The organism is Pseudarthrobacter sp., from assembly GCF_036675385.1.
GTDB lineage: Bacteria > Actinomycetota > Actinomycetes > Actinomycetales > Micrococcaceae > Arthrobacter.
This window is the reverse complement of record NZ_JAKFFD010000006.1, coordinates 1-11,105: the sequence shown is the minus strand read 5'-3', so window position 1 is coordinate 11,105 and position 11,105 is coordinate 1. Positions and strand designations below refer to the sequence as shown.

Sequence of the window (11,105 nt, the reverse complement as noted above, 5' to 3'; positions counted from 1 at the left end):
TGAATGGGCGCAGCATTATCGAAGTCCGCACCGACCGTGTTGGCCTTCGCGCCCTCCACTCCCGCATCAAGGCCGCCGTCGCCGCCGCCGTGTCCGCCGTCGGAGCGTAGGATCGCGCTCGCGGCTGGCTGACGCGCGGAAGGCCCTATGACGCGCAAATGCCCTGCCGCCGCTACCGGTATCTCGGTGGCGACAGGGCATATGCGCGTCGACAGGCAGGCGCCGCGTCGAAAGCGGCTACTCTTCGATCTCGATGTGCGTCGGGTCCAGGACCCGGCGCAGGAACTCCTTGGTACGGGCCTGCGTGGGTGCGGAAATGACGCGCTCGGCCACGCCTTCCTCCACCACCACGCCGCCGTCCATGAACACCACACGGTCGGCTACTTCGCGGGCGAAGCCCATCTCGTGGGTCACCACCAGCATGGTCATGCCCTCCTTGGCCAGGTTCCGCATGACCGAGAGGACATCGCCCACGGTCTCGGGGTCCAGCGCGGAGGTTGGCTCGTCAAAGAGCATCAGCTCGGGGTTCATGCTGAGCGCCCGGGCGATCGCAACACGCTGCTGCTGGCCGCCCGAAAGCTGGTCCGGGAAACGGTCGGACAGGTGCCCCAGGCCCACTCGGTCCAGGTTGTGCTGGGCAACCTTGTCGGCCTCTTCCTGGGACCGCTTCAGGACCTTCGTCTGCGCGATGGTGCAGTTCCGCTTGGCATCCAGGTGCGGGAACAGGTTGAACTGCTGGAACACCATGCCCACCTTGCGGCGCATTTTGTCGATGTCCACGTCGGGGTCCGTGGCTTCGAAGCCGCCCACGTGGATGGCGCCCTCGTTGGGCTGTTCCAGGAGGTTGACGCAGCGCAGGAGGGTGGATTTGCCGGAACCGGACGGGCCGATCAGGCACACCACTTCGCCCGGGGCAACGTCCAGGCTGATGCCCTTGAGGACCTCGTTGCTGCCGTAGGACTTGCGGAGGTCCTTGATGGACACTCCGGCCGCGTTGATGGTGCCGGTGTTGCCGGCGGAGGAATTTACGACGTCGTTCATGGCTTCCCTGCCTATCGCTTGGTCCGCGCGGAGCGGCTTTCGAACTTCCGGGCCAGGAGGCTCAGCGGGATGGTGATGACCAGGTAGAAGGCGCCGGCGACGAGGAGCGGCGTCAGGCCCGCGCCCAGGCTGGAGATGCCGTCGCGGCCGAACTTGGTGAGCTCGTACTGCGATGCCGTGAGGCCCAGGACGTAGATCAGCGAGGAGTCCTTGGTCAGCAGGATGACCTCGTTGGTCAGCGGCGGGAGGACAATCTTAAAGGCCTGCGGAATGACGATGGACACCATGGCCCGCCACTGCGGCATGCCCAGCGACCGTGCGGCTTCGAGCTGCCCCTTGGGCACAGCCTGCAGGCCGGCGCGGAGGGTTTCGGCGATATATGCCGAAGCCACCATACCCAGTGAGATCATGACGATCAGGGTGACGTTCCACTGAACGCCGAAGGCGAGGGGGACACCGTAGCCGAAGGCGATGAACACCAGCAGTGCCGGGACGCCGCGGAAGAATTCGATGTAGCCGGTGGCGATCCAGCGGTACAGCGGGAAGCTGGACAGCTTCATCAGGGCCAGCAGCAGGCCGCCGGAGAGGCCCACGACAAAGCCAAGGAACGTGTAGATCAAGGTGTTTTTGAGGCCCACCAGGAAGATGTCCGGGAACATCGGGCCGATCTTGCCGAAGTTGAAGACACTGGTACCGATGGTCTTCCAGTCGGTGGCCAGAGCCAGCGCGGCCACGGCCACAACGAAGATGCCGATCTGGACATACAGGCTTACTCTGGCCCGTTGACGTGCGGTCATTGCCATGGGGTGCTCACATTCATTTGCGTGGCTGAGGCCCCGGACGGGCTGCAGCGCAGTCCGTGCGGGGCCCCAGCGGCGTAGTTCTCAGGGCTGTGAAGGTCAGTCCGGGGTGCCGGCTACTTGGCGGTCTCGCCGAACCAGGTGGTTTCGAACTTCTTCAGGCTGCCGTCGTCGGTCAGGCGCTTCAGGGTTCCGTTGACCTTCTCGGCCATGGCGGTGTTGCCCTTCTTGATGGAGATGCCCAGCTTCTCGCCCGTGGCGTAGTCATCCACACGCTCGAACTTGGGATCATCCTTGATGGCGTAGGCCAGGATTGACTGGTTGCCCAGGGCAGCGTCGATGGTGCCGGCCAGGAGAGCCTGGACCAGGAGGCCACTGTCCTCGAACTGCTGGGCGTCGATGCCGTTCTCCGCCGCGTACTTTGCGCCGGTGGTGGCCTGCTGGACGCCCACCTTCTTGCCCTTGGCGCTGTTGATGTCCGTGATCCCGGACGCCTTGGTGGCCACGAGGGTGAGGTCATCGTCCATGTACGGGTTGGAGAAGTCCATGACCGACTTGCGGACATCCGTGATGGAAATCGAGGAGATGGAGACGTCGCAGCCGGTGAGGGCGGTTCCGGTCTCGATGGCCTCGAACGAGCTGTCCACGATGCTGAGTTCGGCGTTGAGGTCCTTGGCTACTTCATTGGCGATATCGATGTCGAAGCCAACGATCTTGCCGTCCTTCTGGAATTCGAAGGGCTCGTAGGGGACGTCGGAGCAGACAGTGAGTTTGCCGGCATTGATGAGCTGGATGCCGCCCTCGGTCGCTGCCGGGGTGGTGCTGCCGCCGCAGGCAGTGAGGGTGAGTGCGCCGGCGGCCAGGATTGCTGCTGCCTTGGCGGCGAACTTGGCCTTGGCCAGGGACTTGAGCTGCATGTTCTTTACCTTTTGTTGCAGGGGTGTGCGGTACTAAATCGGTTCATAGTGTATCGCCGAATGAGAGATGTGCATCACACGAAACTTAGTTTCACTATTGGATAACTAAATCACAGCCTAAATCAAGACCCGGGAGGCGGCGAGTGTCTGGAATTCCGGACACCGGGGGATGGCGGCCTTAGCTGGAAATCCCCAGCGACTCCAGCATCGGCCGGAACTTCGCCCACGTCTCCGCCAGCTCGGCCGCCGGCTGGGAGCCGTCAACTATGCCGCAACCGGCATATAAGCGCACGGTCTGCGGATCCTCAATCACTGCGCCACGCAGGGCGATGCCCCATTCGCCATTTCCGGCAGCGTCGAGCCAGCCCACCGGCCCTGCGTACGGGCCACGGTCCAGGTGTTCAAGCTTGCGGATCAGGGCGCCGGCCACCAGCGTGGGCGTGCCGCAGACCGCGGCCGTAGGGTGCAGCGCGTTGATCAGCGCGAGGCACGTGGGCACGTGACCCTCCACTTCGGCGAGCTCCGCCTTGACGTCCGACGCCAGGTGCCATACGTTCGGCAGCTCCAGGATGAACGGCTCGTCGTGCGCGTTCATGGCCTCGGAAAACGGTGCCAGCTGCGACGTCAGCGACTGGATCGCGATCTCGTGCTCGTGGCGCTGCTTCTCGGACCCGGCCAGCACCCGCTCGGCGTAATCCATGGGAATCCCGGACTCGCCATGCGCATCGCGGCGGTCCAGCGTCCCGGCCAGCACGCGCGCCTGGGCGGTGCGGCCTTCCACCTGGATCAGCATCTCCGGGGTGGCGCCCACCAGCCCGTCCACGCCGTACGTCCAGCATTCGCGGTACCGCACGGCGAGCTCGCGCAACACCTGCGCGGCGTTCACGCCCGACGGCACCGTGGCCACAATGTCCCGCGCCAGCACCAGTTTCTGCAGCGCACCGGTCCGGATCTCCGCCACGCCCGCGGCGACGGCGGCCATCCAGTCTTCTTCACTGAGCGAACCGGTGTGCAGGGTGGCCCCGTCGGCGGAAGGCAAAGGACGCTCGACGGCGCCGGCCTCACCACCGGCGGGGACGTCACCGGGGGTGCTGCCACCGCTCAGCCAGCCGGCCAGGGCGGCGAGGGCGCCTGCTTCGGTGAGTTCGCCGTCGTCGACCGTCAACTGGGTGAGCCAGTACCGGCCGTCGCGGACACCCACCACGATCTCGGGCACAATCAGCCGCGATACGTGGGTGGACTTCTTGGAAAACGCGAAGGAGCCGAAAGCCACCGGGCCGGTGCCGGGCAGCTCCACCGAGTCGGTGATGTCCGCTTCGAGGACCAGGTGGCGCCACCAGATATCCGCTTCGAGGAAGCGCTCAGGGCCGGTGGCGGTGAAGCGGGCGATCTCGCCGAAGCCCACCAGGCCGGCTTCGCGGCGGGTCCAGCAGAGGACGTCGTCCCGGACCAGGAACTGCGGCAGTCCGCCGGCAGATGCGTTGCCATCCAGGGGGACTGTGAGGGTTCGGAACGTGCTCGTCATGATGAGACAACATTACTCCCGCGCGTGTCAGACCCGGGCCGGACGCCCCGTGCGTCGCTCGGGGACGGCAGGGGCGGAGAACAGGTCCGGCCGTGCGGCGCGCATGCTCGCGACGTCGTCCAGGATGAAGCGCAGGTGGCTGCGCAGCCCGTCTTCCGCAGCCGAAAGGTCGCCGGCGAGGATCGCGTCCAGCACGCGTCGGTGGTCGGCCGCGTACTCCGTGATGCCGCGGTAGCCGCTGAGTCCCAGGTAGCGGGCGCGGTCCAGGTGGCCTTTGGCGTTGGAGACGGTGGCCCAGGCTGTTTCGTGGCCGGCGATGGCCAGCAGGGTCCGGTGGAAGTCCTCGTCCAGCGGGTAGAACTCCTCGCGGGTGGTGCAGGCGTCCTGCCGGTCCAGGAGTTCGTAGAGCGCGGCTGCGTTTTCAGGGGTGATGTTGCGGGCGCAGTCAGCCAGCGACGCCACCTCGATGGCCTCGCGGATGAACTGGGCCTGCGCCACGATATCCGGATCGAGGTAGGTCACGTAGGTGCCGCTCTGCGGGCGGACCTCCACGAGCCCTTCCTGCGCGATGAGCATCAGGGCCTCTCGGATGGGCTGGCGGCTGGTGCCCAGGTGGTGCGCCAGTTCGTTCTCGGAGAGGAGGGTCCCGGGCGCGTCCTCGCCGGAGATGATGCGCTCACGGATCTGCGCGTACGCCATCATCCGGGCGGAAATGCGCGGGGTGGTGTCGGGGGCGGCCATGCTTCCACAGTAGCCGTGCCGCCTGGCCTCGGGCACAGTCCGCAAGGGTCCAGGAATCAAGCTGCGTCATCTCTTGACACACTGGTATGGCAGTGCTTGAATGGCAGTCGTTGTCCCGATGAAGGGGGCAAGACCAAGACGTCTGGCCATGCCGCATCATTGAAGCTGTGCATCCGGCCAGGCCCGTAGAACAGAGGGGTTCATGACGGCAACAATCCAGGTAGGCGCCACCCAGCGCTCATCCAAAGACCTGATCAGGACTGCAGTATCCGGCTGGCTCGGAACGGCCATGGAATACATGGACTTCCAGCTCTATTCGCTGGCCGCCGCCATCATCTTCCCCAAAATCTTCTTCCCCAACTTCGACCCCGTAGTGGGCCTGCTGATCGCCTTCATGACCTACGGCGTGGGCTTCCTGGCCCGCCCGGTGGGCGCCTGGTTCTTCGGCCGCATGGGTGACCGCGTGGGCCGCAAGAAGGTCCTGGTCATCACCATCATGATGATGGGCGTCTCCACCATGCTTATCGGCTTCCTGCCCGGCTACGCCCAGATCGGCCTCGCCGCGCCGGTCATCCTCGTGTTCCTCCGCCTCGCCCAGGGCTTCGGCGCCGGCGCAGAACTCTCCGGTGCATCGGTCATGCTGGCCGAATATGCCCCGCCCAAGAAGCGCGGCCTGATCGCCTCCTTCGTCTGTCTCGGCACCAACTCCGGCACGCTGCTGGCCTCCGGCCTGTGGGTCCTGCTGACGCTCCTGCCCGAAGAAGCACTCATGAGCTGGGGCTGGCGCCTGCCGTTCATCGCCAGCATCGGCATCACGCTGTACGCCCTCTGGATGCGCCGCAACCTCAAGGAAAGCCCCGTCTTCGAGGCCGCCCGTGCGCAGGAAATCGCCGACGCCGCTGCTGCCGCCGCCTTCGCCGCTGAGTCCGGCGCCGCCGTCGGGCAGTCCGCCGAAGCACCCACCGCGCTGGCCGCCAAAACCAAGCGCAAGGGCAAGGCCTTCTTCCTGGCCATGGCACTGCGGATCGGCGAATCCGGCAACTCGGCCATGATCCAGACTTTCCTCATCGGCTACATCGTCACGGGCTTGAGCATGGACAAGAGCGTGGGCACCTTCGCGCTGCTGATCGGCTCGTTCCTCGGCTTCGCCACGGTTCCGCTGGCCGGCTGGCTCTCCGACAAATTCGGTCGCCGCAGCATGTACCGCGCCCTGTCCGGCTTCCAGATGTGCTTCGCCGTCCCGGCCCTGCTGATGATGCAGTCCCGCGATCCGTTCCTCGTCTCGCTGGCCCTGATCATCGGCCTGTCCGTCTCCGTGCTGGGCATGTTCTCGGTCCAGTCGGCCTACGTGAACGAACTCTTCGGCTCCCGCAACCGCTACACCCAGCTGGCTATGGCCAAGGAAATCGGCGGTGTGCTCTCCGGCGGCCTCGCCCCCATCATCGCCGCCGGCCTGCTGGCCCTGTTCACCAACTCCTGGTGGCCGGTGGCCGGAATGATGGTCCTCTACTCCGCCATCGCCTTTGTGGCCACTTTCTTCGCCCCGGAAACCAAGGGACGCGACCTGACACTCGTGGAGGATGCAGTTTGAAAGCCGTAGTTGTCCATTCCGCCGGAGACCTGCGCCTCGAGGACCGTCCGGACCCGGACTGCCCGGCCGGCTCGGTGATCGTCGACGTCGAATACGGCGGGATCTGCGGCTCGGACCTGCACTACGTCGCCCACGGCGCCTCCGGGCTGAGCATCCTGGCCGATCCCATGGTCCTGGGTCACGAGGTGGCCGGCCGGATCTCCCTTGTTGGTGACGGTGTGGAGGGCTTCGCGGTGGGCGACGCCGTGACCGTCCACCCGGCCGTGTACTGCGGCGAATGCACTGACTGTCTCGCCGGTCGCACCAACCTCTGCCCGCAGGTCACCTACTACGGCAGCGCCGCGCACCGGCCCCATACGGACGGCGCCTTCGCCTCCCGCAAGGCCGTCCCGGCGGGCCAGCTCCGCCGCCTGCCCGACGGCGTCACCACCCGGCAGGCCGCCGTCGCCGAACCGCTCGCGGTGGCGATCCACGCCGTCGGCCGGGCCGGCAGCCTCGCCGGCAAAGACGTTCTGGTGAACGGCGCCGGGCCCATCGGCGCGCTGCTGGTGGCCGCCGCCCGGCGCGCCGGCGCTGCCAGCGTCATCGCCAGTGATCTCTCGGAAACCTCGCTGGCGATCGCCAAACGGATGGGAGCCGACGACGTCGTGCTGGTGGGTTCCGGCGCGCAGCTTCCCGAGGTGGATGTTGCGTTCGAGGCCTCCGGCGCTGCCCGCGCACTGGGCGGTGTCCTCGCGGCCGTGCGCCGCGGCGGCGTCGTGGTCCAGGTGGGCAACCTGCCGGCCGGGCCCGTGACGGCCGAGCTCGCCGCACTCGTCTTCCGTGAGATTGATTACCGCGGGACCTTCCGCTTCGCGGACGAACTGGATGAGGCCCTCGCGTACCTGGCGGACGGGCTGGACGTGGAGCCGCTGCTGACGCACACGTTCGACGCCGGTGACGTGGCCGAGGCGTTTGCCGTGGCTTCGGACCGGGGGACGGGCTCGTCGAAAGTCCTTCTCAAGTTTGTCTGAGACAATTGCATGGTGAACCGAGCATCCTTGGAAAAGCGTCCGGACGAAGTAGCCACGATGTTTGACGACGTCGCACCTAAGTACGACGTCGTCAACGATGTCCTCTCTATGGGGCAAACCCGCCGTTGGCGCAGGATCGTGGTGGACGCCATGGATATGAAACGGGGCCAGCGGGTGCTGGACCTGGCCGCGGGAACTGGCACGTCCAGCGAGCCATATGCCGATGCGGGCATAGATGTCATCGCCTGCGATTTCTCCCTCGGCATGCTCAAGGTGGGCAAGCGCCGCCGCCCGGACATCAACTTCGTTGCCGGCGACGCCACCAACCTGCCGTTCGCGGACAACAGCTTCGACGCCAGCACCATTTCGTTCGGGCTGCGCAATGTCAACGAGCCCAAGAAGGCGCTGGCCGAGATGCTCCGCGTCACCAAGCCGGGCGGCAAGCTGGTCATTGCCGAGTTCTCCCAGCCCGTGGTTCCGTTGTGGCGCACCATGTATACGGAATATCTCATGCGTGCCCTGCCGGCCATCGCCATGAAGGTGGCCTCCAACCCGGACGCCTACGTCTACCTCGCCGAGTCCATCCGCGCCTGGCCGGACCAGGACCACCTGGCCGCCTGGCTGCAGGAATCCGGCTGGGAAAAGGTCACGTACCGCAACCTGACCGGCGGGATCGTGGCCGTGCACCGTGCCACCAAGCCGCTGGAATCCACGCCGGAGGGTGCAGCGGAGGCCATCGCCGCGCACAAGGGCCCCGTGGCAAAGCTTCGCCGCAACATCCAGCGCTGACCTGTGAATGTTCTGATTGTCGGCGCGGGGCCAGCCGGTTCCACCGCCGCGTACTACCTTGCCAAGGCCGGCATCAGCGTGACCGTCCTGGAGAAAACCAGCTTTCCGCGCGAGAAGGTCTGCGGCGACGGCCTCACCCCGCGGGCAGTCCGCGAAATCCAGAAGCTCGGCCTGCCGCACCCTGAAGCGGACGGCTGGCGCCGGAACAAGGGCCTTCGCCTGATCGCCGGTGGCCGCACCATCGAACTGCCCTGGCCCGAGGTCTCCGACTTCCCGCAGTACGGCCTGATCCGCACGCGCATGGGCTTCGACGAGGAACTGGCCCGCCACGCCCAGGCTGCCGGCGCCGAAATCCTCGAGCGGCACAGCGTCACCGAAGCCCTCCGCTCTGAAGACGGCCGCGTGACCGGTGTCCGCGCAGCGCTCCTGGACGAGTCCGGACGCAAGACGGGGGAGTCACGCGACTTCAGCGCCGACGTCGTACTCGCCGCAGACGGCAACTCGACGCGAACCGCCGTGTCGCTGGGCATCCACAAGCGCGACGACCGACCCCTCGGCGTCGCCGTCCGCACCTACTTCACCTCGCCCCGCCACGATGACGACTGGATGGAAGGCTGGCTGGAGCTCCCCGGCCGCGACGGAAAACTGCTCCCCGGCTACGGCTGGGTGTTCGGCGTCGGCGACGGCACCTCCAACGTGGGCCTCGGCATCCTGAACTCGTCCAGGGAATTCGGCAAGCTCGACTACAAGCAGGTCCTGCGCGAGTGGACCGCCGCCATGCCCGCCGAGTGGGGCTTCACCCCGGACAACCAGGTGGGCGAAATCCGCGGCGCCGCGTTGCCCATGGGCTTCAACCGCACCCCGCACTACTCGCCCGGCCTCCTGCTCCTGGGCGACGCCGGCGGCATGGTCTCCCCGTTCAACGGCGAGGGCATCTCCTACGCGATGGAATCGGCACGGTTCGCGGCGGAGTTCATCGTCGACGCGTCCGCCCGTTCCTCTGCTGCGGGGGCAATGTACGACGCCGACGCGCACCTCGCGGGGTACGCGGACTATGTGCGGGGGCAGTGGGGATCGCACTTCACGCTGGGCCGGGCATTTGCCGCGCTGATTGGAAAACCCGCCGTGATGAAGCTCGCGCTGCGGACCGGGATGCCCATTCCCGTGCTGATGCGCTTTGTGGTGCGGCTGCTCGCAAACCTGACCGACCCGGCCGCGAAAGGCTTCGAGGACCGGGCCATCCGCGTCCTGGAGTCGCTGGTTCCGGCCACCTCCAACACCCCATCGGCATCGAACCAGCGGTATTCGCAACAAAAAGTTAGGGTTAACCAGTGACTAACTCCGCAGACCACAGCTGGACGCACGCCGGGCACGGCCTGCCGGACTCCGAACCCAGCCTCAATACCACCGCCATTGCCACGGGGCTGCAGCTGCCCGCGGGCTTTGCGGCCATCGCGGAGGACGCCGAGCTGGGCCCCGCCATCACCAATAACCTGGCCCGCGTGGAGAAGAAGCTCCGCGAGGCCATTGCCAACTCCGATCCGCTGGCTGATGCAACGTCGCGTCACCTCGTGGAAGCCGGCGGCAAGCGTATCCGGCCGCTGTTGACGCTGCTGTGCGCCCACCTTGGCGACGCCTCATTGCCTGCCGTGGTGCAGGCGGCCGTGGTGGTGGAACTGACCCACCTGGCAACTCTGTACCACGACGACGTTATGGACTCGGCCCCGTTCCGCCGCGGCGCCCCCACGGCCCACGAGGTCTGGGGCAACTCCGTGGCGGTCCTCACCGGCGACCTCATCTTCGCCCGCGCGTCCATCCTGGTGTCCGAGCTTGGTTCCCGTGCGCTGGGCATCCAGGCGCGGACGTTCGAGCGGCTGTGCCTGGGCCAGCTGCACGAAACGGTAGGCCCGCGCCCGGACGAGGATCCGGTGGAGCACTACCTGTCCGTCATCGCGGACAAGACCGGGTCCCTGGTGGCCGCGTCGGGCCAGCTTGGTGCCATCTTCGCCGGTGCCGACGAGGCCTACGAGGACCTGCTGGTGGAGTACGGCGAGAAGGTGGGCGTGGCCTTCCAGCTCGCCGACGACGTCATTGATGTCACCGGCGTCAAGGTGAAGTCCGGCAAGTCCCCGGGTACGGATCTCCGCGAGGGGGTGCCCACGCTGCCCGTTCTGTTCCTGCGGCGCGATGCTGCGGCCGGTGACCAGTCCGCCGTCGAACTTTTGAAGCTCATTGATGGGGACCTGACCTCCGACGCTGCCTTGGCTGCCGCCGTGGCCGGGCTGCGCGAGCACCCCGTCACCGCTGAGTCCTGGGTAGTTGCCCGCCGCTGGGCCGACGAAGCCATTGCCGCGCTGGCGCCGCTTCCGGAGGGTGTTGTGAAGTCCTCGCTGTCCAACTTCGCCCTGGCTGTGGTGGACCGCGCCAGCTGATTCTCTTCTTTTGCAGCGGGGCCTCGGCGGGGTGGAACCTGGCCGGGGCCCTGCTTTTTGCTTGGGGGAGCTCGTTAAATGCAATAGCCCCGGTTCTCAGCAACGAAACGAATCACACGTTGCGTCGAACCGGGGCTATATCTCCGTTCGCATCAGACCCGCCGGAGGCGTTTAGCGGATCCGTGAACAGTCTATGACAGCTTTGTCACAGGATGCAAGCCTGCTGTTACTGCGCGTGTCACATGCCTTGCGTCCT

Annotated in this window: 10 protein-coding genes; 5 read left to right on the top strand and 5 right to left on the bottom strand. The window is 66.5% G+C overall.

The features are described from left to right. Positions 1-237: 237 nt before the first annotated feature. The 5 genes from V6M49_RS00270 to V6M49_RS00250 all read right to left on the bottom strand — a co-directional run bounded on the left by V6M49_RS00270 (position 238) and on the right by V6M49_RS00250 (position 5,024). The gene (locus tag V6M49_RS00270; protein ID WP_141141337.1) at positions 238-1,041 is read right to left on the bottom strand and encodes an amino acid ABC transporter ATP-binding protein; all 804 of its coding nucleotides are present in this window, start codon (positions 1,039-1,041) and stop codon (positions 238-240) included. Between the two features lie 11 nt (positions 1,042-1,052). After that, entirely contained in the window at positions 1,053-1,844 is a 792-nt protein-coding gene (locus V6M49_RS00265) for an amino acid ABC transporter permease (protein WP_104061771.1), read from the bottom strand. Positions 1,845-1,957: 113 nt separating this feature from the next. Next, positions 1,958-2,758, bottom strand: a complete 801-nt coding sequence (locus tag V6M49_RS00260; RefSeq protein ID WP_332759381.1) for an ABC transporter substrate-binding protein — start codon at positions 2,756-2,758, stop codon at positions 1,958-1,960. A gap of 178 nt (positions 2,759-2,936) precedes the next feature. Continuing rightward, a complete protein-coding gene (locus V6M49_RS00255) occupies positions 2,937-4,283 on the bottom strand; it encodes an isochorismate synthase (protein WP_332759380.1) in 1,347 nt (448 codons plus the stop codon). A gap of 27 nt (positions 4,284-4,310) precedes the next feature. After that, positions 4,311-5,024: a GntR family transcriptional regulator gene (locus tag V6M49_RS00250; protein WP_332759378.1), complete on the bottom strand. Its 714-nt coding sequence runs from the start codon at positions 5,022-5,024 to the stop codon at positions 4,311-4,313. Between the two features lie 202 nt (positions 5,025-5,226). Between V6M49_RS00250 and V6M49_RS00245 the strand changes: the two genes are divergently transcribed. From V6M49_RS00245 to V6M49_RS00225, 5 genes are read left to right on the top strand one after another with little or no spacing between them, the layout of a single operon-like run. Further along, positions 5,227-6,615 (top strand): MFS transporter, encoded by a 1,389-nt coding sequence (locus tag V6M49_RS00245; RefSeq protein ID WP_141141334.1) that lies wholly within the window; start codon positions 5,227-5,229, stop codon positions 6,613-6,615. Continuing rightward, positions 6,612-7,628 carry an L-idonate 5-dehydrogenase gene (locus V6M49_RS00240; RefSeq protein ID WP_332759374.1) on the top strand — a complete coding sequence of 339 codons (1,017 nt, stop codon included), beginning with the start codon at positions 6,612-6,614 and terminating at the stop codon, positions 7,626-7,628. The genes V6M49_RS00245 and V6M49_RS00240 overlap by 4 nt, the downstream gene beginning before the upstream one ends. Positions 7,629-7,640: 12 nt before the next feature. Continuing rightward, positions 7,641-8,417, top strand: coding sequence for a demethylmenaquinone methyltransferase (locus V6M49_RS00235; RefSeq protein WP_252569854.1), 777 nt, complete (start codon positions 7,641-7,643; stop codon positions 8,415-8,417). Positions 8,418-8,420: 3 nt separating this feature from the next. Beyond that, on the top strand, positions 8,421-9,752 hold the full coding sequence (locus tag V6M49_RS00230) for a geranylgeranyl reductase family protein (RefSeq protein WP_332759369.1): 1,332 nt from the start codon (positions 8,421-8,423) through the stop codon (positions 9,750-9,752). Continuing rightward, the gene (locus V6M49_RS00225; protein WP_058931582.1) at positions 9,749-10,849 is read left to right on the top strand and encodes a polyprenyl synthetase family protein; all 1,101 of its coding nucleotides are present in this window, start codon (positions 9,749-9,751) and stop codon (positions 10,847-10,849) included. Before V6M49_RS00230 ends, V6M49_RS00225 begins: the two co-directional genes overlap by 4 nt. Positions 10,850-11,105: the final 256 nt, after the last annotated feature.

Bases quoted from the DNA above. Each gene is read 5' to 3' on its own strand.
- V6M49_RS00270 (WP_141141337.1), bottom strand. From the start codon at position 1,041: ATGAACGACGTCGTAAATTCCTCCGCCGGCAACACCGGCACCATCAAC.
- V6M49_RS00265 (WP_104061771.1), bottom strand. From the start codon at position 1,844: ATGGCAATGACCGCACGTCAACGGGCCAGAGTAAGCCTGTATGTCCAG.
- V6M49_RS00260 (WP_332759381.1), bottom strand. From the start codon at position 2,758: ATGCAGCTCAAGTCCCTGGCCAAGGCCAAGTTCGCCGCCAAGGCAGCA.
- V6M49_RS00255 (WP_332759380.1), bottom strand. From the start codon at position 4,283: ATGACGAGCACGTTCCGAACCCTCACAGTCCCCCTGGATGGCAACGCA.
- V6M49_RS00250 (WP_332759378.1), bottom strand. From the start codon at position 5,024: ATGGCCGCCCCCGACACCACCCCGCGCATTTCCGCCCGGATGATGGCG.
- V6M49_RS00245 (WP_141141334.1), top strand. From the start codon at position 5,227: ATGACGGCAACAATCCAGGTAGGCGCCACCCAGCGCTCATCCAAAGAC.